The organism is Micromonospora sp. SD12 (assembly GCF_052068495.1).
Lineage (GTDB): Bacteria > Actinomycetota > Actinomycetes > Mycobacteriales > Micromonosporaceae > Micromonospora > Micromonospora echinofusca.
In genome coordinates, this window is the sequence record NZ_JBQHDF010000024.1 from 48611 (window position 1) to 69757 (window position 21147).

The following is a 21147-nucleotide window of genomic DNA, read 5'->3' on the forward strand; positions in this document are numbered from 1 at the left end:
CATAACGCCCCGGGGTGCCCCGGCGTCGGGCGGCCCGGGGTGGCCGCCGCGCGTCCGGCAGAATCGGCGGGTGCCCATCCACCCCATCACCGACCCCGACGACGACCGGATCGCCGACTACCGGGCGCTGACCGACGTCGAACTGCGCACCCGCTGGGAGCCGCCGCACGGCCTGTTCATCGCCGAGGGCGAGCTGGTGCTGCGCCGGGCGCTGCGGGCCGGCTACCCGGCCCGGTCGTACCTGGTGGACGCCAAGCGGGTCGATCAGCTCGCCGATCTGGACACCGGCGACGCCCCGGTCTACGCCGCGACCCAGGACGTGCTGCAGCGGGCCACCGGCTTCCACGTGCACCGGGGCGTGCTGGCGTCGTTCCGGCGCAAGCCGCTGCCGGTCGCCGCCGACGTCCTGGCGGCGGCCCGACGGGTGGTGATCCTCGAGGACGTGAACAATCACACCAACCTCGGGGCGGTCTTCAGGGGCGCCGCCGCGCTCGGCATCGACGCGGTGCTGCTGTCGCCGTCCTGCGCCGATCCGCTGTACCGGCGCAGCGTCCGGGTCAGCATGGGGGAGGTCTTCGCGGTGCCGTACGCCAAGCTCGAGCAGTGGCCCGCGGGCCTGGACCAGGTGCGGGAGGCGGGCTTCACCGTGCTCGCCATGACGCCGGCCGCGGACGCCGTACCGATCCAGCGGCTCACGCCGACGCAGCGTGAGCGGGCGGCGCTGCTGCTCGGGGCCGAGGGCCCCGGCCTCACCGCGGCGGCCCAGTCCGCCAGCGACGTACGGGTGGTCATCCCGATGCGGCGCGGGGTGGACTCGTTGAACGTGGCCGCCGCGGCCGCGGTCGCCTTCTGGGAGCTGGGCCGGGACGACTTCGCCTGACGCGGCGGCGTGGAGGCGCCGTTATTTGCATGCCCATGCGGCCTGGTGCATAATATTTCCCGTGTCCAAGGTCCTCACCTCCCTGCCCATCGGTGAACGTGTCGGCATCGCCTTCTCCGGCGGCCTCGACACCTCGGTCGCGGTCGCGTGGATGCGCGACAAGGGCGCCGTGCCCTGCGCCTACACCGCCGACATCGGCCAGTACGACGAGCCCGACATCGCCTCGGTGCCGGGTCGCGCGCTGAGCTACGGCGCCGAGGTCGCCCGGCTGGTCGACTGCCGCGCCGCCCTGGTCGAGGAGGGCCTGGCGGCGCTGACCTGCGGGGCCTTCCACATCCGCTCGGGCGGGCGGGCGTACTTCAACACCACCCCGCTGGGCCGGGCCGTGACCGGAACCCTGCTGGTGCGGGCGATGATCTCCGACGACGTCCAGATCTGGGGCGACGGCTCGACGTTCAAGGGCAACGACATCGAGCGGTTCTACCGCTACGGCCTGCTGGCCAACCCGCAGCTGCGCATCTACAAGCCGTGGCTCGACACCAACTTCGTCGCCGAACTGGGCGGGCGCAAGGAGATGTCGGAGTGGCTGCTCGAACGCGGCCTGCCGTACCGGGACAGCACCGAGAAGGCGTACTCCACCGACGCCAACATCTGGGGCGCCACGCACGAGGCGAAGACCCTCGAGCACCTCGACACCGGCATCGAGACGGTCAACCCGATCATGGGAGTCCGGTTCTGGGACCCGTCGGTGGAGATCCCGACCGAGGACGTCACGATCGGCTTCGACCAGGGCCGCCCGGTGACGATCAACGGCAAGGAGTTCGGCAGCCCCGTCGACCTGGTGCTGGAGGCCAACGCCATCGGCGGCCGGCACGGCATGGGCATGTCGGACCAGATCGAGAACCGCATCATCGAGGCCAAGAGCCGGGGCATCTACGAGGCGCCCGGCATGGCGCTGCTGCACGCCGCGTACGAGCGGCTGGTCAACGCCATCCACAACGAGGACACCCTGGCCAACTACCACAACGAGGGCCGCCGCCTCGGTCGCCTGATGTACGAGGGCCGCTGGCTGGACCCGCAGGCCCTGATGCTGCGCGAGTCGTTGCAGCGCTGGGTCGGCACGGCGGTCACCGGCGAGGTGACGCTGCGGCTGCGCCGGGGCGAGGACTACTCGATCCTCGACACCACCGGCCCGGCGTTCAGCTACCACCCCGACAAGCTGTCGATGGAGCGTACGGAGGACTCGGCGTTCGGCCCGTCGGACCGGATCGGCCAGCTCACCATGCGTAACCTCGACATCGCCGACTCGCGGGCGAAGCTGGAGCAGTACGCCACCCTCGGCATGGTCGGCGGCCCGACCCCGCAGCGGATGGTCGGCGCCGCGCAGGCGGCCTCGACCGGGCTGATCGGTGCGATGCCGCAGGGCGGCGCGGAAGCCATCGCCTCCCGGGGCGTCTCGTCCGGCGACGACGAGGCGCTCGACCGCGCCGCGATGGAGTTCGGCGTCGACTGAGTGACGCCGGACGTTCCCCGAGGGCCCCTCGGCGGGAGGGGCCCCCGGGCCGCGTCGCTCGCGTTCTACCCGACCCTGAGGGCCAGCTTCCCGACGTAGTGATCGTTCAGGGCGCGATGCGCGTCCCCGGCCCGCTCCAACGGGAAGGTCCGGGCGATGTGGACCTCGAAGTGGCTCGCCTCGATGATCGCGTTCAGCCGATCGGTGGCGGTGCGGCTCCGATCCCCGTCGTAGTGGGACAGCGTCGCGCCCGGCGACGTCATCGGCGCGGGCAACACACCGTTCGGCCAGGCGATCCGTCCCGACTTCCTGATCGCGCGGAGGGATCGTTCGGCGACCTCGCCGCCCACGGTGACCAGAGCAGCGTCGAGCCCGCCCGGTGCGAACTCGAACGCCGCAGCCAACACGTCGTCTCTGCGACCGTCGACGGCGTCGTCGGCGCCCAGCCGCCGGGCCAGGGCGACCCCGTCGTCACCGGAGGCCACGGCCAGCACCCGGATGCCGCTGTGCCGCGCCAGTTGCACGGCCATGTGCCCGATACCCCCGCTGGCCCCGAAGACCATGAGCGTCTCGTCCGGCCGCAGGCCGAGCAGATCGAGACCGCTCAGTGCGGTCAGGGCGTCCCAGGGCATCGCGCCGGCCTGTCCGGTCGACAGCCGGTCGGGCACGCGAGCCACGAACTCCGCCTCGACGACGGCGTACTCGGCGTAGGAGCCACCACGCGGCACCGGCATCGTCGCGGCGTAGACCCGCTCGCCCACGTCGAACCGCGTGACGTTGCGGCCGACCGCGGCCACCGTGCCCGCCGCGTCCCAGCCGAGGACATAGGGGAAGGTCGACGCGATACCGAAAACGCCGTCGTATTCCCCCTCCCGCTCGCCCGCGTCCCAGGACCCGACCCCGGCGAACTCCACCCGGATGAGGACGTCGTCGTCGCCGACCTGCGGGAGCGGTATCCGGCGCGACGAGAGTTCGTCGACTCCGCCGAACCGGTCAAGGACGACCGCGTTCATCTGCGGCACCACGATCGCGCCGCCCGTTGTGCGCTCGACTCTGCTCTCCATCGGCCCCCCTCGTTTGCTTGAGTGCATCAAGGATCATTGGACCACAGGTATTTGAGTGAATCAAATAAATCATCTAGGCTGGGGACATGGCGCTGCCGAACGGACCCGTGACCGCCTCGTCCGAGGCCGAGGCCGTCCTGTTCGACCTGGTCGACGTGTACGACCGCGCCTACGAGGCGGCGGCAGCCGAGCTGTCGCTCAGCCCGGCGCAGGCATGTGTACTCGGGCGGCTCGACGAGCGACGGGGCATGGGCGCCCTGGCCGAGGAACTGGGCTGCGATGCCTCCAACATCACCCAGATCGTCGTGCGTCTCGAAGCGCTCGGCCTCGTGGCCCGCGAGCCGGATCCCCGGGACCGTCGCGCCCGACTCGTCGGGAGAACCCCCCGGGGAGACGAGGTCAACCAACGGTTCGCCGAGGCCTTCACGTTCGCCCGCACGGCGGTCGGACGACTCTCACCCGACGAGCAGGACCAGTTGACGGCGCTGCTGCGCAAGGCGCTGGGCTGACCCGCACCCCCGGCCGCACCCCGTCACGCTGGGAGACGACGCTTCACGCGGGCGGGCCGTAGCAGGCCGGGACCGAGCAACGTGGTCCGATACTGGGCGGCGCGGGCCGAAACCCGAGCGGCTGTCCGTGCGGAATTGACATCACGGACGGTAGCGTGTCGCCCGTGTTCCCTACCGTCCGTGAGGTACTCGCGCTGGACCCGGTCCGCCACGGCGCTCCGCGCCTGGTCGCCGGCGAAGCCGGCCTCGACCGCCCGGTGCGCTGGGTGCACGTCACCGAGGTACCCGACATCGCCCCCCTGCTCGGCGGCGGGGAGCTGGTGCTGACCACCGGCATCGGGCTGCCCGCCGACGACGCCGGGCTGCGCGCGTTCATCGGCGACCTGGCGGACGTCGGCGTCTCCGGTCTGGTCGTCGAGCTGGGCCGCCGGTACGCCAGCGCGGTGCCCCGGGTGATGGCCGCCGCCGCCGAACGGCGCGGGCTGCCCCTGGTCGAGCTGCGGCGGGCCACCCCGTTCGTCCGGATCACCGAGGCCGTGCACGCGTTGATCGTCGACGCCCAGCTGACCGAACTGCGGGCGACGGAGGAGATCCACCAACGCTTCACGGAGCTGTCGGTGGAGGGCGCCGACCCCGGCGAGGTGGTCCGGCAGGCCGCCGAACTCTCCGGCTGCCCGGTGGTGCTGGAGAACCTCTCCCGGCAGGTGCTCGCGTACGACCCGGCGGGGGAGAGCGCCGAGCTGCTGCTGGACTGCTGGGAGCAGCACTCCCGGCGGATCCGGCCGGCGGGACGGACCGCGTACGACGCCGACAACAGCTGGCTGGTCACCACCGTCGGCGCCCGGGGACAGGACTGGGGCCGGCTGCTGCTGCGCTGGCCGGGCGGGGGCGACCTGGCCGCCGACCGGCGCGGGTTCGAACCGGGCGAGGAGGGCGGCGCGACCGTCGGCATCGCCGCGCCGCCGACGGCCCCGCCCACCCGGCTGACCATCCTGGTCGAGCGGGCCGCCTCGACGCTGGCGCTCGGCCGGCTGATCCGGCGCGACGCCGAGGGCCTGGAGCGGCAGATCCACCGTACGCTGCTCACCGCCCTGCTCGACCACTCGCTGCCGGTCGACGAGGTGGCCCTGCGGGCCCGGGCGCTCGGCGTGGTGCTGGAGCGCCGGCACCTGGTCGGGGTCATGGTGCGGCATCGCGGCGACGACCAGGCGGGGGAGGGCGGCCCGCTCGCGGAGCCCGGCCACCCGGCTGAGGCCGGCGCGGCTGGCCCGCAGGCCGGCCCGGCGCGCCTGCGGGACCTGGCCGAGGCCGTCGGGCAGGCGTTGCGCGAGGCGAAGCTGACCGGGCTGACCAGCGCCGTCGACGACCAGGCGGTCGGGGTGCTGCTCGCCCTGCCGGAGCCGGCGGCCGAGGAGCGGGCGTTGGCCGCGTTCGCCGCCGCCCTGCGCCGCACCCGCCCGGACGCCCACGGCCGCCCGAACGGCGCGCCGCCGCAGGGCTGGGCGGTGCTCGTCGCGGCCGGGTCGGGTGTGGCCGGCCTGCGCGAGGCGCGACGGTCGCTGATCGAGGCCCGGCAGATCGCCGACGCCGCCCGCCGGGACCGGCGGGACCTGCCGGTCTTCCGGCTGCCGCACGTGGGGCTGGCGGGGCTGCTGCACCTGCTGCGCGACGAGCCCCGGTTGCAGACCTTCGTCGAGCGGGAACTCGGCGCGCTGCTCGCCTACGACGCGCAGCACCCCCGGGAGCAGTTGCTCGGCACGCTGCGCGCGTACCTGGAGCAGGGCCGGAACAAGTCGGCGGCGGCCGGCGCGGCGCACCTGTCCCGGCCGGCGTTCTACGAGCGCCTGGCCCGGATCCGCCGTGTCCTGGACGTGGACCTCGACTCGGTGGAGGCCTGCCTCTCCCTCCACGTCGCCCTCCTGGCCCTGGACGCCATCCGTACCCGCTGACGCTCCCGCCCGCCGCGCCTCCGTCCGGGACGGGGCGGGCGGTCAGGGGAGGGGAGTGAGGGCCTTTGCGTACGGTGGGGGGACGTGGTTCGGGCCGCCCGGGGTGAAGACGTCCGAGGCGGACGCCGCCGACCAGGCCGTCGCCGGAACCGCGTCGACCAGGGCGCGTACGACCGGGGCGTCGCGCCACTGGCCCTGCTCGGCGAGCAGGCTCAACGCCACCACCGACTCCTCCACCTCGCCGACGCACTCGAACGGCTTGTGCCCGTCCACGCCGAGCAGCTCCCGGTAGCCGGGGATCTGCGAGGAGTCGGCGAGCAGGTCGCCGCCGAAGATGTGGGTGACCCGCTCGCGGGACATGAACGGCGCCATGGCCAGGAAGACGAACCGGCACTTCGGGCAGTCGCGGCACCAGCGCTCGCTGGCGTCGCGCAGCTTGAACGCGGCGTTGCAGCTGGTCACGACGTCGTCGTAGCGGTCGATCTCGGCGAACGCGCGGGCGATGTGCAGCTCCGACAGCGAGCGCAGCAGCGAGAAGTACGGCTCGGTCAGCCCGGCGTGCCCGGCCAGCGCCGCCCGCAGCAGCCCCTCCGCCTCCACGCCCTTGGACCACTGGTGGTTGATCTCGTGGCCGTTCCAGACCAGGTTCGGGTCCGACGCCGACCGCTCGTTGGACATCACCACCGGGCCCAGCCCGTGCAGCACCGCCGTGGCGACCGCGATCAGCGAGTTGATCGCGGTGACCGGGATGTGGCCGTTGCGCGCCCCGGCTGCGTTCAGCTCGAACAGCACCGGGTCGATGCGCCGCCGGGCGGCGAGCGGGGTGAGCCCGGACGCCTCGTTCACCGCGACGATCACGTGGTTGGGGTTGACCGAGAACGGCACCGGGTCGAAGCCGGCCCGGCGCAGCGCCTCCAGGCTGACGATGGAGTCCTTGCCGCCGCCGACCGCGGAGAGCGGACGCCGGTCGGAGTCGTCGTACACCCGGGGCGCGGACACCTCGCCCGCCGGCACCTCCGGACGCAGCTCGAGCACGTGCGGCAGCTGGTTGCGGTACGCGTACTCCGCGAGGCCCTTGGTGTAGACGGCGGTGACCAGCTCGGCGGCGGCCGTGCCCAGCGGCGCCGGCAGCACCAGGCGGGGCGGCGCGGCGGCCTTGTAGTAGCTGACGCCGGCGACGACGTGCAGCAGCTCCAGCACCCGGCCGAGGGTCGCCACGGTCTCGTCCGACGGTGGCGCGTCCGGCAGGGGGAGGGTGACCACCTCGGTGAACCGCTGCTCGCCGTCGGGGCCCGTGAGGGCGTAGTCGAACAACACCTCCCCGGTGGAGAGGTCGATCGAGTAGGACGGGAAGGTGAAGGCGTCCATCCGCCGCAGCTGCTCATTGGGCACACGCCATACTAGGCCCTGGTTCGTCCGGCCGTGTCCGGCTGCGGCGGACCCGCCCCCGTCTCACCGTCGAGATCCCCCGAGGAGAGCCCGTGCGCCTGTCTGACCTGCGCGGACGTACCGTCGCCGTCTGGGGGGCCGGCCGGGAGGGCCGGGCCGCGGTGATCGCGGTCGCCGCACACGGCCCGGCCGACCTGGTCGCCGTCGACGACAGCGCCAACTTCCTCAGCCTGCCCTGGGAGGGGCCCCTGGCGGAGGCGGCGCCGCTGGTCACCGGCGAGGAGGGCTTCGCCCGGCTGGCCGCCGCCGACGTGGTGGTCCGCTCGCCCGGCGTGCCGCAGACCCACCCGTGGCTGGTCGAGCTGCGCCGGCGCGGCGCGACCGTGACCCAGGGCACGGCGCTGTGGATGGCCGACCACGCCGCCCGTACGGTCGGCGTCACCGGCAGCAAGGGCAAGAGCACCACGTCCAGCCTGCTCAGCCACCTGCTCGCCGCCGTGGACCGGCCGAACGTCTTCGGCGGCAACATCGGCGTGCCGACGCTGGACCTGCCGGAGGCGGAGCTGTACGTGCTGGAGCTCTCCAGCTACCAGTGCAGCGACCTGACGGACTCGCCGCGAGTGGCGGTGGTCACCTCGCTCTTCCCCGAGCACCTCGACGCGCACGGCGGCGAGCGTGAGTACTACCGCGACAAGCTCAACCTGCTGGCGCACGGGCCGCGGACCGTGGTGGTCAACGGCGCCGACCCGAGGCTCGCCCTCGAACTGGGCGACCGCGCGGCGGTACGCGCCGGCCTGCCGGACACCGTCCACGTGGCCGGCGGCGCGGACGGTACGCCCTGGTTCCACCTCGGCGACCGGCCGCTGTTCCCGCGCGCCGTGCTGCCGCTCGTGGGCCGGCACAACGAGGGCAACCTCTGCGTGGCCCTCGCCGTGCTCGACGCGCTCGGCGTCGACGTGGTGGCCCGCAAGGACACCCTGGCCGTGGCGGTCGCCGGGTTCCAGGGGCTGGCCCACCGGCTCACCGAGATCGCCGACCCGTCCGGCCTGACCTTCGTCGACGACACCCTCGCCACCAGCCCGTACGCGGCCATGCACGCCATCGACGCGTACGAGGGGCGGCCCTTGACGGTGATCGTCGGCGGCACCGACCGGGGCCTGGACTACACGCCGCTGCGCGAGCACCTCGCGGAGCGCGAGCTCACCGTGCTCGGCATCCCCGACAGCGGCGCCCGGATCGTCGAGGCGCTCGCCGGGCTGCCGAAGGTGCGTACCGAGGTGGTCGACGACCTGGTCGCCGCCGTCCGGCTGGCCCGCGAGCTGACCCCGGCCGACGGGGTGGTGCTGCTCTCCCCGGCCGCGCCCAGCTACGGGCGGTTCCGCAACTTCGAGCACCGCTCCGAGGTCTTCGCCCAGGCGGTACGCGACACCGCCGGCTGACTCAGCCCCGCTCGGCCGGCGTCGGGTCCGGCGTACGCGCGCCCGGCAGCAGCGCGGTGCCGTCGTCCCTGTCGTCCTCGTCCTCGTCCGTGGTCTCCGGCCCGTTTGCCGGGGGCGTCGCAGTGGCGTCGGCCGGTTCGCGCCGCTTGTCGGGCGTCCAGGCGAAGGCGAGGGCCCCGCCGACGAGGGCAAGCAGCATCCCGATCAGGAAGCCGCCGAGGTTCGAGGTCAACCAGGAGACCAGCCCGAGCAGCAGCGACAGCACGGCGTAGAAGACCCGCTGCTGCGGCGTGGCGATCAGCAGCACCCCGCAGAGCACCAGGACGGCCGGCACCAGGTACGCGGCCAGCCCCTGCGGCCCGACGTGCAGCAGCACCCCGAGCGGCGCGCGCAGCGTCACGAGCATCTCCACGCCGCCGAGCGCGATGAGCACGCCGGCGGTGAACGGGCGGCCCCGCCGCCAGCGGCGCCAGCGCCCGCCGGGGCGGCGGGCGGCCGGCACCGGGTGGTGTCGTCCGGCGGTCACGTCAGCATCCGTCGGAGGTGAATGCCATGCGCAGGTTGGGCAGGTTGAACACGGCCGCCGTGGTGGCGTAGTTGTTCTGCCGCAGGTTGGTGATGGTCACCGTGTCGGCCTGCTGGGCGAAGACGCCGGGGTTGCCCCTCACGCCGGGCACCTGGTCGAGGGTGCTGGCGTCCTGCCCGACGTTGATGTTCCGGAACGAGGCGTTGCCGGCGACCTCGTCGCCGTCGACGACCAGGGTGCGGGCGGTGACCGGCTTGCCGTCGCCGCCGGCGGTGATCTTCAGGTACACGCCGCCCAGGTTGATGCTCTGGCAGAGGTTGGTCAGCTCGGCCTTGTCGATCGCCGACACGATCACCAGGACCTGCCCGCCGGTGTCGCCCTGGTTGGGGCTGTCCGGGATCATCTGGTCGAGGGTGGCGAACTGCTCGAATCCGGTGCCGGTGAGCTTGTCGGCGGTGACGGTGAACGGCATGCCGGAGATGGCGAACTGGGCGCCCAGCACGCCCTGGGCGGTCAGCACGACCATGCCGGCGGCGCCCGCCACGACGGTGCCCAGCGTGACGGCGAACCGGCGCCAGCGCACGCCGCTGCGCGGCGGATCGGGTTCGACCGGTGCGATCTGCTCCGACATGACGGCTCCCTTTCGAGATCAATTCATCCACGACAATGGGAAATCAGCTTGAGCGTTTGCGCAGGCTGAAGTTACCGCCGAGTAAATGGCTGGTCAACGGCTGGCGGGTACTGGTTGAGGCGGTATCTGCCAAATGCGGCCAAAGTGAAAAACCGCTGCGGTTTCAGACCCGGCGTCAGGGGAGCGCGGCCGCCTCGCCGGTCGGCGCGCACGGCGCGGTGGTGCCCGGGCCGTCGGCCGGGCGGGCCAGCCGCGTCGCCCGGGCCGCGTCGTCGGGGCCGAGGAAGGGCGCGGTGGCCGCGTAGGTGAGCACCGGCAGCAACTGCGGCAGCTCCGCCGCCCGGCCCCGGGCCACCCAGCTGCGCACGGTGGCGTGGATCCCGCCGACCACGGTGGACACCAGCGCGTCGCGGTCCACGTCCACGGCCGTCGGGCCGGGGCCGGCGTCGGCGAAGAACCGGCGGAAGCTGAGGAGCAGCGCGTCGCGCTCCCGGCGGGCGTCCGGGCCGGCCGCGTCCACCTCGACGAGCGCCATGCGGGCGAAGGCGGGCACGCTCGCCAGCACCTCCAGCAGGGTGCGCAGCGCGGCGCGGGCGGCGTCCGACCACGCCGGTCCGGCCTCGCGGTAGGCGCTCTCCATGAGCTGTGACAGCACGGCGATGCCGTGCCGGTACGCGGCGAGGAAGGCGTCCTCCTTGCCGCTGAAGAGGGCGTAGAAGGCCGGCCGGGTCACCCCGGCGGCGTGGCAGATGTCGGTGACCCGCGCGTTGTCGTAGCCCTTCGTCGCCACCTCCCGCACGAGCCCGTCGAAGAGGCGGTCCCGCTGGGTGGCGGCCACCGCCTCGGCGGAGAGCCGGCGCGGACCGCGCTTGATCGCGCGGTCGGGGTCGCGGCCGGGGCGTGCGCCCGGCAGGGGTGCCGGATGCGGGCGGCGCGGCGTGGTCAACGTACCCACCTCTCGATTCGATTGACTTTGAGACCCTCCGGGGTTTATAACTTTCTGCACGCTCAGTCGGGATCCCATCACCTTGGGTGATCTTCCGGATGGTCACCCTTCGACTCGTCGAAGGAGGGTTCGATGGCCGCCATTATCGCGGAACAGGAGCGCCCTCCCAAGGCCGGAAAGACGCAGGTGACGCCGCTACGCCGCGGCACACCACGCCGACCTGCCCGCTGAGGTCGCGACACCACCACCACCGCCGCCCGGCCCCGACGGCCGCCCGGCATCCTCCACCGCCGTCCGCGACGCGACGGCCCCCGACGCCCGCGCGGGCACCCCCGCCCGCGCCATGTCGATCACCCCGTCCCCCGAAAGGAAGAACCATGCTCAGGTACGGACGAATCGGCGTGGGTCTCGCCACCCTCGCGCTGCTGACCGGCCTCGGCGCCGCCCCGGGCTCCGCCGCCGCCCCGGCACCGCTCGCCAACAACGTGCTGACCTACCCGACGCCGGGTGGCACCGCCGTCGCCGTCAACGATATGATCCAGGCCAGCCTCAGGACCGGCACCAACGCCACCTTCTACTCCTCCGCCACGGGCACCACCGGCGTGAAGTGCGCCGTGTCCAGCTTCAGCGCCAAGGTGCTGAGCAACCCGGCGGCCCCGGGCACCGCCACCGAGAGCCTGACCGCCCAGTCCTTCACCAGCTGCACCACCAACGTCATCGGCACCACCGGGGTGCAGAGCGTGACCGTCCAGAACCTGCCCTACGCGACCTCGGTCACCAGCGCCGGGGTGGTCAAGATCAGCGGTACGGCGACGGCGCCGATCCAGAGCACCGTCGTGCTGAACTCGCTGCTCGGCCCGATCACCTGCGTGTACCGGACCGGCACCAACAGCCTGACCGGCACGGCGACCAACGCCAACAACTCGATCACCTTCACCAACCAGACGCTGACGAAGTTCTCCGGCCCCAGCCTCTGCTTCGGCACGGCGTACTTCTCCGCGGCGTACTCGCCGGTGCGCGACGCCACCAAGGGCAACAGCCCCGTCTACGTCAACTGACCGCGCTCCACCGGGCCGGCGTGCGGCGCTGCGTCGCGCGTCGGCCCCCGGCCGTGCGTCGACCAGCCGTCGCCCAGCGTCGCGTGCAGGGCGCGCATCGACCGGATGGCCGAGCGGATCTCCTGGAGGTAGCGGCCCGGGGTGAGCGCCGGCTCGGGCAGCCCGGCCACGTCGGGCAGGGCCGGGTCGACGCCGACGGTCTCGATCGCGCAGCCGTACGGCCCGGCGAGGGTGCGCAGCGCGTCGCAGTGCTGGAACGGCACGTAGACCGGCGCGGTCACCGTCAGCACCGGATCGCCGGCGCGCAGGCGGACGTGCTCGGCCCAGAACCGCTGGGTGTCGGCGGTGTGCGCGCGGCGCCGCGCCGGATCACTGGACGGCGCCGCCAGCACCCGCACCGGCGGGCCGTCCGCCGGCCGGTACGTGCGCGACGACCAGGAGTGGTGCGGGTGCCCGGCGTCCCGACCGTCGTCCTCGGCCGGGGCGGCCACCCCGAACTCGCGTCGCACCGCGGCGTCCAGCGCCGCCACCTCCGTGTCGCAGGGCGGTACGCCGGCCGCGTCCAGGGCCCGGCACTCCACCTCGGACAGGGGGCGGAAGCTGCCCAGCACCGCCACCTCGCCGGTGACCCGGGTGCCGGCGCGCAGCAGGTGCGCCGCGTACGCGACCCGGCGCTGGCAGGCGTGCGCCAACCCGCCGAGCACGACCAGGTGGGCGTAGCGCGGCCGGGCCGGCGCCGCCGGACGCACCATGCCGAGCGCGGCGGCGGTGGCGAGCACCAGTCGCGCGGTGGCCGGGTCGAAGGCCGGCTCCCGGGCGTCCGGGCGCTCGCGGCCACCCCGGAAGTCCCAGTGCCGGGCCGAGAAGTCGTCGAGCCGGGCCAGCACCGCCGCCAGGTCCCCGTCCGGCCAGTCGCCGCCGAAGTGCCCGACGAGGCCGCGCAGCGGCGCCGAGCCCACCCAGGCCCGTACGCCGGCCGTGATCGCTTCGGCGCTCGTGCCCGCCGCGCCGCTCGGGAGCGCCACCTCACCGGTCTGCACCGCCGGATCGTACCGGCGGCCGGGCCGCCGGGCCGGCGCACGGGCGGGTCGTCGCCGGCCCGGGGCGACGACGGTGTCGGGCGGCCCCCGAGCCGGGGGCACACCGACCCTTGTCCCCGCCGCCGGGTGGTGGCAGCGTGCGGTTACCGCGAACGCCGCTGAGAGGGTGCGACGATGACCACCGACGATCTGCCCGCCCGGCACCGGGTCGTGCTCCCGTCCTGGATGCCGCTCTACCACGACGAGCCGAGCGAGCTGGTCTCCGGCTCCCGCGAGGCGGCGGGGGTGGCGGCGTGAGCGCGTCGGAGCACGACGTGGACGTCATCGGGCACTTCGTCGACGGCAAGCCGTTCAGTGGCTCGTCCGGGCGGCACGGGGACGTCTTCGACCCGGCGACCGGTCGGCGTACGGCCCGGGTGGAGCTGGCCTCGGCGGCGGACGTCGCGGTCGCGGTGGAGGCCGCCGGGCGCGCGGCCCGGCTCTGGCGGGACGCGTCGCTGGCCAGGCGCACGGCCGTGCTGTTCGCCTTCCGGGAGCTGGTGCGCGCGCGGCGGGACCGGCTCGCCGAGGTGATCACCGCCGAGCACGGCAAGGTCCTCGCCGACGCCGCCGGCGAGGTACAACGCGGCCTGGAGATCATCGAGTACGCCTGCGGCATCCCCTCGGCGCTGCGCGGCGGATTCAGCGAGAACGTCTCCACCGAGGTCGACTCGTACACCCTGCGGCAGCCGCTCGGCGTCGTCGCGGTGATCTCCCCGTTCAACTTCCCGGCGATGGTGCCGCTGTGGTTCCTGCCGATCGCGGTGGGCTGCGGCAACGCGGTGGTGCTCAAACCGAGCGAGAAGGACCCGAGCGCGGCGCTGCTGCTGGCGCAGTGGTTCGCCGAGGCCGGACTGCCCGACGGGGTGCTCAACGTGGTCAACGGCGACGCCGAGGCCGTGGACGCGCTGCTGGAGCATCCCGGCGTGAAGGCCGTCTCGTTCGTCGGCTCCACCCCGGTCGCCCGGTACGTCCACCAGCGCGGCACCGCCGCCGGCAAGCGGGTGCAGGCCCTGGGCGGGGCGAAGAACCACATGGTGGTGCTCCCCGACGCGGACCTGGACCTGGCCGCCGACGCGGCGGTCAACGCCGGTTTCGGCTCGGCGGGGGAGCGGTGCATGGCGATCTCGGCCCTGGTCGCGGTGGAGCCGGTCGCCGACGCCCTGGTGGCCCGGATCGCCGCGCGGATGCGCCGGCTGCGCACCGGCGACGGCCGGCGTGGCTGCGACATGGGCCCACTGGTCACCGCCGCGCACGCCGCCCGGGTGCGCTCGTACGTCGAGGCGGGGGTGGCCGCGGGCGCGGTGCCGGTGGTGGACGGCCGCGACGTCGAGCCGGACGGCGACGCCGACGGGTTCTGGCTGGGCCCGACGCTGTTCGACCACGTCACCCCGGACATGTCGATCTACACCGACGAGATCTTCGGCCCGGTGCTCGGCGTCGTGCGCGTCGGCTCGTACGACGAGGCGGTGGAACTGGTCAACGCCAACCCGTACGGCAACGGCACGGCGATCTTCACCAACGACGGCGGCGCGGCCCGGCGCTACCAGCACGAGGTGGAGGTCGGCATGGTCGGCGTCAACGTGCCGATCCCGGTACCGATGGCCTACTACTCCTTCGGCGGCTGGAAGGCCTCGCTCTTCGGCGACCTGCACGCGCACGGCGAGGACGGGGTGCGCTTCTTCACCCGGGGCAAGGTGGTCACCAGCCGCTGGCCGGACCCCCGGCAGGGCGGGGTCAACCTCGGCTTCCCCACCCAGACCTGAGTAGGCGCAGGGTGCCAGCCCCGACCAGGTACGCCACCAGCGCCGCCGCCGGCAGCCCCATCGGCTCGGGCGCCGACCTCGGCGTCTGGGCGTTGACCATCAGGGCGTACACCACGGCGGCGAAACCGGCGGCGGTGAGCGCGCTGCGCGCGGTGGCCCGCCACCCGGGGTCGGCCGGCGTGCGGCCCGACGTGGCCGCGCCGTCGGTCCGCCGACCCTGCCCGGCGCGGTGGGCCCGCCGGCCGTTCCCGTCGCGATCGGCGCTGCCGCCGCGTGCGTCGCCGTCGGTCCGGCCCTGCCCGGCGCGGCCGGTACGGGCCTCGACGGGGCCGAAGACGGCGACCAGGGCGGCCAGCACCACGGTCAGCATCAGCACCCAGGGCGCCCGCCAGGCCAGCCAGGCGGCCGACCCGACCGGCGGGGTCGGCAGCACCCCGGCCGCGTCCAGCGCCCCCACCAGCAGGATCGCGGCGCTGAGGTGCCAGAGGAAGACGGTGAGCACGACGGCGTTCACCGCGATCACCGCCTGCCACGGGCGGGGGCGGCGCAGCCAGCGCTCCGCCGGGTCGCGCAGCAGCAGGATCAGCCCGAACTGGGCGACGGTCAGCGTGAGCAGGGCCAGGCTGGGCGGGGCCGCGTTGTCGAGCCGCTCGCCCGGCACGTTGAGCATGCTCACCGGGTACGGTCCGACGGTGGTCAGCAGCACCGTCGCCACCAGCCCGCCCAGCAGCGCCGCCGCGCCCGCGCGGCGCGACAGCGGCAGCCGACGTCCCCGCGCCCGGTCGCGCGCGGACGCGGGGCGCGGCGGGTGCCCGCCCGCCGCGTCCGGGTGGGCGTCGTGACGCCCGGCGTCGGCGTCGCGCCAGGCGATGCCGAGCTGGTGCACGGCCAGCCAGCCGAAGACGTAGTTCGGCAGCGCCAGCTCGGCCGGGCCCAGCGCCCGCCCCACGTCGCCGGCGACGACCAGCGCGGCCAGTGCCGCCGGCACGAGCAGGCCGAAGCGCCGGTGCAGGGCGAGCATCGCCGGGGTCAGCGGCACCACGATCAGGTAGGCGGCGAGGAACCAGAGCGGGATCGTGGCGAACCACGCGACCGTACGCACCAGCGTCGCCGCGACGCCGACGAGCGACGCGAGCGCGGCCGCTGCGGCGATCACCAGCAGCAGCGCGGTCGTGGGGCGCAGCAGCCGGGCGCCCCGGCCCAGCAGCCAGGCGGTGGCGTCGACGCCGGCGGCCCGGCGGGAGGTCAACGAGGCGGCGTTGGCGTACCCGCCGACCAGGAAGAAGATCGGCATGACCTGGGCGATCCAGGTGAGCGGGTACGCCCACGGCAGATCGGGCAGCGCGGAGCGTCCGGTCGGTCGGCCGGCGGCGTCCTCGCCGATCGCGGCGACCGCCCAGTGGCCGAGAACGACCATGCCGATGGCGAGCGCCCGGAGCAGGTCGACGTAGCGTTGCCGACCAGCGGGGGTGCGCGCGGCGAGTTGCCGCAGGCGGCGCATGGCCCCGAGGGTACGTCAGGTGCGGGCTGGCCGCTGCTGATAACGGTTCGGTCCCCGGGGGTTGAAGTCCGCGCCCTCCTGCCGTAGAAATTCTTCAGCAACATATTGCTAACTGAAGACAAATTCCCCCTGCGCCTCGTGTGGCGGTCGCCATCCCCCATCCGGCGCCCGCCCGGACCGATCCGAGGAGAGACCCATGAACAGGCGTGACATCCTGCGGCGCACCGCCGCCGCCGGCCTCCTGGCCACCCCCGCCGCCGGCCTGCTGACCGGCTGCGCCACGGGCGGTGGCGACGACGACAAGGGCGACGCCGGCACCTACAAGGGCACCAAGAGCGAGCAGAACCCGCTCGGTGTCAAGGAGGACGCGCCCCTCGAGGTGGTGATCTTCAACGGTGGCTTCGGCGAGGAGTACGCGAAGGCCCACGAGGCCATGTACACCGAGAAGTACCCGAAGGCGAAGATCAACCACTCGGCGACGCAGGAGATCGCGAAGACGCTCCAGCCGCGCTTCGTCGACAACACCCCGCCGGACGTCGTCAACAACTCCGGCGCCAACCAGATCGACTTCAACGGTCTGGTGTCGCAGAACGCCATCGCCGACCTGGGCGAGCTGCTCGCCGCGCCGAGCCTCGACATCCCGGGCAAGACGGTCAAGGACACGCTGCTGCCGGGCGCCGTCGAGGTCGGCTCGTACGACGGCAAGTTCCTGGTGATGAACTACACCTACACCGTCTACGGCATCTGGCACTCCACCAAGCTCTTCGCCGAGCGCAAGTGGGAGTACGCCAAGACCTGGGACGAGCACATCGCGCTGTGCAAGCAGATCAAGGCCGCCGGCATCGCCCCTTGGACGTACGCGGGCGCGCACCCGCGCTACATGAGCTGGCCGGTCATCTCGACCGCCATCAAGTTCGGCGGCCCCTCGGTCGCCACGGCGATCGACAACCTGGAGCCCAACGCCTGGAAGTCCGACGCGATGAAGACCGCGGCCGACGCCTGGCACCAGATCGTCAAGGACAAGTTCATCCTCGAGGGCTCGCCCGGCCTCGACCACAAGCAGTCGCAGACCGCGTGGTGCCAGGGCAAGGCGGCCTTCATCTCCTGCGGTTCCTGGCTGGAGAGCGAGCAGAAGGACGTCACGCCGGCCGGATTCAACATGACGATCCAGCCGACCCCGAGCCTGGGCAGCGGCGACAAGCTGCCGTTCGAGGCCGTCCGGGGCACCGCCGGCGAGCCGTTCATGGTCCCGGCGAAGGCGAAGAACGTCGCCGGCGGCCTGGAGTTCTTCCGGGTCATGCTCTCCAAGAAGGGCGCACAGGACTTCACCAAGAAGGTCTCCAGCCTGACCGTGGTGGCCGGCGCCAGCGAGGGCGTCGAGCTGCCGTTCGGGCTGAACACGGTCGTCAAGGCGCTGGAGGCATCCGGCAGCAACGGCTTCAACTGGGTCTACAACAACTACTACCGCAAGCTGGAGCGCAACCTCGTCGACGCCGCGTGCGGCGAGTTCTTCAGCGGTCGGATCGGCCCGGCGGAGTTCCTCGACCAGTGCCAGAAGGGCGCGGACTCGATCGCCCAGGACAGCTCGATCAAGAAGTACAAGCGGGCCGTCTGACATCCCGGCCGGTGGGGGCGGGGACGTCCCGCTCCCACCGGGCCGACGCTGAAGAGGTAGGACCTCATCGTGAGACATGGCAAGTACCCGCTGATCGTCACCTTCCTGGTGCCGCCGGTGCTGCTCTACGTCATCTTCGTCGTGTCGCCGTACCTGCAGGCGTTCCAGATCTCCACCACCGACTGGCTCGGCTACTCGGCCGACGCCAACTCCGTCGGGCTGGCGAACTTCAAGACGCTGTGGAACGACGACTACGTCTGGAACGCGTTGAAGAACAACGCGATCCTGCTGGCGCTGGTTCCGGTGCTGACGATCGTGCTCGGCCTCTTCTTCGCCGCCATGCTCAACATGGGCGGGCGCAAGGGGCGGGCGGGGGTCAGCGGGGTACGCGGATCGTCGTTCTACCGCACGGTCTACTTCTTCCCCCAGGTCCTCTCCGTCGTCATCATCGCGCTGCTGTGGAAGGAGGTCTACCACCCGAACAAGGGCCTGCTCACCAGCGCCCTGAACAGCGTCGGTCTGGGCGCGCCCACCTGGCTGGGGGATCCGAGGACGGCCTTCTGGTGCGTCCTCGCGGTGATGATCTGGAGCAACGTCGGCTTCTACGTGGTGCTCTTCGGCGCGGCCATGTCGGCCATCCCCAAGGAGATCTACGAGGCCGTCATGCTCGACGGCGCCTCCCGGCTGACCACGCTGTGGAAGGTGACCATCCCGCTGCTGTGGGACACCGTCCAGGTCGCCTGGGTCTACCTGGCCATCTTCGCCCTGGACGGGTTCATCCTGGTGCAGTTGATGACCAACGGCGGCCCCAACTTCTCCACCGACGTCATCGGCGTGCGGATGTACGACACGGCGTTCGGCAGCGAGACGAAGTTCGGCTACGCCTCGGCGATCGGCGTGGTGATGTTCTTCCTGACCCTCACGGTGGCGGTGCTGGCGCTGCGGGCCAGCAAGCGAGACAGGATCGAGTACTCGTGACGACTCTGGACAAGCCCGCCCCCGTGGCCCTGCCCCGCGAGCCCTCCGGCCCCGCCGACCGCCCGGTGCGCCGCGAACTCGGCGTCGCCAACGTGCTGTCGCACGGCTTCCTGCTGTTCTGGGGCGCGCTGACCGTACTGCCGCTGCTCTGGATGTTCATCAGCTCGTTCAAGAGCAACGCGGAGATCCTGGCCGACCCGTGGTCGCTGCCCGGCGCGCTGCGCTTCGACAACTGGTCGCGGGCGTGGAGCGGTGCGCACATCGGCCAGTACTTCCTCAACAGCCTGGTGGTGGTCGCGGGCTCGGTCACCCTGACCATGCTGATGGGGGCCACCGCCGCGTACGTCTTCGCCCGCTACGAGTTCCGCGGCAAGCAGGTCGTCTACTACCTGTTCGTCGGTGGGCTGATGTTCCCGGTCTTCCTCGCCCTGGTGCCGCTGTTCTTCGTGGTGCGCAACGCCGGCCTGTTCGGCACCTGGACGGGTCTCATCCTGGTGTACGCGGCCTACTCGCTGCCGTTCACGGTGTTCTTCCTGACCGCCTTCTTCCGTACCCTGCCCACCGCCGTCGCGGAGGCGGCCCTGGTCGACGGCTGCGGTCACTTCCGGCTGTTCTTCCAGGTGATGCTGCCGATGGCGCGTCCGGGACTGATCAGCGTCGCCATCTTCAACTTCCTCCAACACTGGAACCAGTTCCTGCTACCCCAGGTGCTCATGCAGGGCGACGAGTCCAAGTGGGTGCTGGCCCAGGGGCTCGCCGCGCTCTCGGTCAACCAGGGGTACGCGGGCGACTACGCGCAACTCTTCGCCGGTCTCACGATCGCGGTGGTCCCGGTCCTGCTGGTCTACATCCTCTTCCAGCGCCAGGTCCAGTCCGGCCTGACCGCCGGCCAGCTCAAGTAGCTCCGTCGGCTGCCGGCGACGGCCTCGTTCGTCGGCGCGGGCCGAGACCGATTCTGATCCCATCGCCCCGGGTCTGCCGGACGTCGCCGACCCGGAGCGGCGAGCGGAGCCGGTGGGGTGCCTCGGCCGCTGTCGAGCTGCCCCGTCCATGAAACCGCGACGTCGGACCCGCCGGCCCGCCACGCTCAGCCCGGCGTCCGGCGTCCTCGTCCGGCGTCGGGCGTCCGGCGTCGGGCGTCCGGCGTTCTGCGTCCGGCCGTCCGGAGTCCTCCGCCCGGAGTCCGCGTCGAGGGTGGTCCTGTGCGCGGGGCAGCTCGACAGCGGCCGATCGCCCTCCACCGCGCCGGGGCGCCGACGGCGGTGGCGGGCAGCACGTCCGGCCGCGCGGGTCAGGCCGTCGGCGGCACCAGCAGGGCGTGCAGGGCGACCGGGTCGGTCACCTCGGGCAGGTCGAGCGCGGCGAGCCACGCCGCCGCGGCGGCGCCGTCGCCGGCCGAGTGTAGCGGCGCGTCCGGCCACTGCCGACCGACCTGGGCCCGTACCGCCGCGGCGAGCGGGGTGTCGCCGGTCAGCAGGCCGCCGCCGAGGACGATCGGGGAGGCGTCGCCGGCCGGGCGGATCCGCGCGGCGCTCTCCGCCAGGTGCGCTGCGGCCTCGTCGATCAGTCCGCCGGCGACCGGCTCCCCGTCGACGGCGGCGGCGACCACGAGGGGCGCGAGCCGCGCCAGCTCCACGGGGGGCCGGCGGGTCACCGCCTGGACCAGGGCGTCGACCGTGTCCCGGGGGCGGGCCGCCACGTCGGCGGAGCCGAGCAGTTCGGTGAGCACCTGCGCCGCCAGCCGGCCCGGCGCGTGCCCCCGGTCGAGGTCGGCCAGCAGCCGGCGGACCGCCTCGCGGCCCAGCCAGAAGCCGGATCCCGCGTCGCCGAGCAGCCAGCCGTGACCGTCGGCGACCCGTTCCAGCCGTAGCTCGCGGACCCGGGCGGCGATCGCCCCGGTGCCGGCGATGAGCACCGTGCCGTCGGGGCTGGCGGTGCCCGAGGCGTACGCGACCAGCGCGTCGCCGTGCACCGCGTACGGGCAGCGCAGGCCGGCGTCGCGCCAGGCACGGTCGAAGGCGTCGCGGCCCGCCGGGTCGGCGAGCAGCCGGCCCGCCCCGGCCAGCCCGATCGTGCCGCCCCGCACCCGGGCGGGATCGACGTCGGCGAGCGCCTCGCGCAGGGCGGCCAGCAGCTCGCCGGCGGCCCGCTCGGCGCCGTGGCTGGTGGGGTTTCCGCCGCCCGCCCGGCCGCTGCCCAGCCGCCGCCCGTCCAGGGCCAGGGCGGTCGCCCGGGTGGACGTACCTCCGACGTCGAGACCGACCACGACGCTGCCGGACATCCGCACCCACCCCTCGATCGACG

General features: G+C 73.3%; 19 protein-coding genes. 11 read left to right on the forward strand and 8 right to left on the reverse strand.

The window, feature by feature from the left end; genetic code table 11:
• Position 1: 1 nt before the first annotated feature.
• Both ACTMS2_RS27790 and argG read left to right on the forward strand, forming a co-directional pair.
• The gene (locus ACTMS2_RS27790) at positions 2-880 is read left to right on the forward strand and encodes a TrmH family RNA methyltransferase (protein ID WP_441178056.1); all 879 of its coding nucleotides are present in this window, start codon (positions 2-4) and stop codon (positions 878-880) included.
• A gap of 61 nt (positions 881-941) precedes the next feature.
• A complete protein-coding gene (gene argG / locus ACTMS2_RS27795) occupies positions 942-2393 on the forward strand; it encodes an argininosuccinate synthase (RefSeq protein WP_088999437.1) in 1452 nt (483 codons plus the stop codon).
• Positions 2394-2458: 65 nt separating this feature from the next.
• On the opposite strand, the gene ACTMS2_RS27800 is transcribed toward argG, so the two are convergent.
• On the reverse strand, positions 2459-3457 hold the full coding sequence (locus tag ACTMS2_RS27800; RefSeq protein WP_441178032.1) for a quinone oxidoreductase family protein: 999 nt from the start codon (positions 3455-3457) through the stop codon (positions 2459-2461).
• Positions 3458-3543: 86 nt separating this feature from the next.
• On the opposite strand from ACTMS2_RS27800, the gene ACTMS2_RS27805 reads away from it, so the two are divergent.
• The gene (locus tag ACTMS2_RS27805) at positions 3544-3966 is read left to right on the forward strand and encodes a MarR family winged helix-turn-helix transcriptional regulator (RefSeq protein WP_357093949.1); all 423 of its coding nucleotides are present in this window, start codon (positions 3544-3546) and stop codon (positions 3964-3966) included.
• A gap of 155 nt (positions 3967-4121) precedes the next feature.
• Positions 4122-5915 (forward strand): PucR family transcriptional regulator, encoded by a 1794-nt coding sequence (locus ACTMS2_RS27810; protein ID WP_441178033.1) that lies wholly within the window; start codon positions 4122-4124, stop codon positions 5913-5915.
• 42 nt (positions 5916-5957) lie between these two features.
• On the opposite strand, the gene ACTMS2_RS27815 is transcribed toward ACTMS2_RS27810, so the two are convergent.
• Positions 5958-7307 carry a hypothetical protein gene (locus tag ACTMS2_RS27815; RefSeq protein WP_441178034.1) on the reverse strand — a complete coding sequence of 450 codons (1350 nt, stop codon included), beginning with the start codon at positions 7305-7307 and terminating at the stop codon, positions 5958-5960.
• Between the two features lie 89 nt (positions 7308-7396).
• On the opposite strand from ACTMS2_RS27815, the gene murD reads away from it, so the two are divergent.
• The gene (gene murD / locus ACTMS2_RS27820) at positions 7397-8743 is read left to right on the forward strand and encodes a UDP-N-acetylmuramoyl-L-alanine--D-glutamate ligase (RefSeq protein ID WP_441178035.1); all 1347 of its coding nucleotides are present in this window, start codon (positions 7397-7399) and stop codon (positions 8741-8743) included.
• Position 8744: 1 nt separating this feature from the next.
• Here murD and ACTMS2_RS27825 read toward each other — a convergent pair whose 3' ends face one another.
• The 3 genes from ACTMS2_RS27825 to ACTMS2_RS27835 form a co-directional block, all read right to left on the reverse strand.
• Positions 8745-9269, reverse strand: coding sequence for a DUF6114 domain-containing protein (locus tag ACTMS2_RS27825; RefSeq protein ID WP_441178036.1), 525 nt, complete (start codon positions 9267-9269; stop codon positions 8745-8747).
• 1 nt (position 9270) lies between these two features.
• The gene (locus ACTMS2_RS27830; protein ID WP_441178037.1) at positions 9271-9900 is read right to left on the reverse strand and encodes a DUF6230 family protein; all 630 of its coding nucleotides are present in this window, start codon (positions 9898-9900) and stop codon (positions 9271-9273) included.
• A gap of 175 nt (positions 9901-10075) precedes the next feature.
• The gene (locus ACTMS2_RS27835; protein WP_441178038.1) at positions 10076-10855 is read right to left on the reverse strand and encodes a TetR/AcrR family transcriptional regulator; all 780 of its coding nucleotides are present in this window, start codon (positions 10853-10855) and stop codon (positions 10076-10078) included.
• Between the two features lie 368 nt (positions 10856-11223).
• Here ACTMS2_RS27835 and ACTMS2_RS27840 point away from each other — a divergent pair, with 368 nt between their 5' ends.
• The gene (locus ACTMS2_RS27840) at positions 11224-11904 is read left to right on the forward strand and encodes a Tat pathway signal sequence domain protein (protein ID WP_441178039.1); all 681 of its coding nucleotides are present in this window, start codon (positions 11224-11226) and stop codon (positions 11902-11904) included.
• Here ACTMS2_RS27840 and ACTMS2_RS27845 read toward each other — a convergent pair.
• Positions 11892-12944 (reverse strand): hypothetical protein, encoded by a 1053-nt coding sequence (locus tag ACTMS2_RS27845; protein ID WP_441178040.1) that lies wholly within the window; start codon positions 12942-12944, stop codon positions 11892-11894. The genes ACTMS2_RS27840 and ACTMS2_RS27845 overlap by 13 nt on opposite strands.
• Before the next feature lie 174 nt (positions 12945-13118).
• On the opposite strand from ACTMS2_RS27845, the gene ACTMS2_RS27850 reads away from it, so the two are divergent.
• The gene (locus ACTMS2_RS27850) at positions 13119-13241 is read left to right on the forward strand and encodes a hypothetical protein (RefSeq protein ID WP_441178041.1); all 123 of its coding nucleotides are present in this window, start codon (positions 13119-13121) and stop codon (positions 13239-13241) included.
• Positions 13242-13258: 17 nt separating this feature from the next.
• The gene (locus ACTMS2_RS27855) at positions 13259-14749 is read left to right on the forward strand and encodes a CoA-acylating methylmalonate-semialdehyde dehydrogenase (protein WP_441178057.1); all 1491 of its coding nucleotides are present in this window, start codon (positions 13259-13261) and stop codon (positions 14747-14749) included.
• Here ACTMS2_RS27855 and ACTMS2_RS27860 read toward each other — a convergent pair.
• Positions 14721-16250: an acyltransferase family protein gene (locus ACTMS2_RS27860; protein WP_441178042.1), complete on the reverse strand. Its 1530-nt coding sequence runs from the start codon at positions 16248-16250 to the stop codon at positions 14721-14723. The genes ACTMS2_RS27855 and ACTMS2_RS27860 overlap by 29 nt on opposite strands.
• Positions 16251-16446: 196 nt before the next feature.
• Here ACTMS2_RS27860 and ngcE point away from each other — a divergent pair, with 196 nt between their 5' ends.
• From ngcE to ACTMS2_RS27875, 3 genes are all read left to right on the forward strand, one after another.
• Positions 16447-17865: an N-acetylglucosamine/diacetylchitobiose ABC transporter substrate-binding protein gene (ngcE, locus tag ACTMS2_RS27865; RefSeq protein WP_441178043.1), complete on the forward strand. Its 1419-nt coding sequence runs from the start codon at positions 16447-16449 to the stop codon at positions 17863-17865.
• 69 nt (positions 17866-17934) lie between these two features.
• Positions 17935-18843 carry a carbohydrate ABC transporter permease gene (locus ACTMS2_RS27870; protein WP_101411517.1) on the forward strand — a complete coding sequence of 303 codons (909 nt, stop codon included), beginning with the start codon at positions 17935-17937 and terminating at the stop codon, positions 18841-18843.
• Complete coding sequence (locus ACTMS2_RS27875) at positions 18840-19745, forward strand: carbohydrate ABC transporter permease (protein ID WP_396869862.1); 906 nt, start codon at positions 18840-18842, stop codon at positions 19743-19745. Before ACTMS2_RS27870 ends, ACTMS2_RS27875 begins: the two co-directional genes overlap by 4 nt.
• Positions 19746-20134: 389 nt before the next feature.
• Here ACTMS2_RS27875 and ACTMS2_RS27880 read toward each other — a convergent pair whose 3' ends face one another.
• Positions 20135-21124, reverse strand: a complete 990-nt coding sequence (locus ACTMS2_RS27880) for an N-acetylglucosamine kinase (protein WP_441178044.1) — start codon at positions 21122-21124, stop codon at positions 20135-20137.
• Between the last annotated feature and the right edge of the window lie 23 nt (positions 21125-21147).

Coding starts and splice junctions, on each gene's coding strand:
- ACTMS2_RS27800 (WP_441178032.1), bottom strand. CDS start 3,457: ATGGAGAGCAGAGTCGAGCGCACAACGGGCGGCGCGATCGTGGTGCCG.
- ngcE (WP_441178043.1), top strand. CDS start 16,447: ATGAACAGGCGTGACATCCTGCGGCGCACCGCCGCCGCCGGCCTCCTG.
- ACTMS2_RS27880 (WP_441178044.1), bottom strand. CDS start 21,124: ATGTCCGGCAGCGTCGTGGTCGGTCTCGACGTCGGAGGTACGTCCACC.
- ACTMS2_RS27850 (WP_441178041.1), top strand. CDS start 13,119: ATGACCACCGACGATCTGCCCGCCCGGCACCGGGTCGTGCTCCCGTCC.
- ACTMS2_RS27860 (WP_441178042.1), bottom strand. CDS start 16,250: ATGCGCCGCCTGCGGCAACTCGCCGCGCGCACCCCCGCTGGTCGGCAA.
- ACTMS2_RS27830 (WP_441178037.1), bottom strand. CDS start 9,900: ATGTCGGAGCAGATCGCACCGGTCGAACCCGATCCGCCGCGCAGCGGC.
- ACTMS2_RS27805 (WP_357093949.1), top strand. CDS start 3,544: ATGGCGCTGCCGAACGGACCCGTGACCGCCTCGTCCGAGGCCGAGGCC.
- ACTMS2_RS27840 (WP_441178039.1), top strand. CDS start 11,224: ATGCTCAGGTACGGACGAATCGGCGTGGGTCTCGCCACCCTCGCGCTG.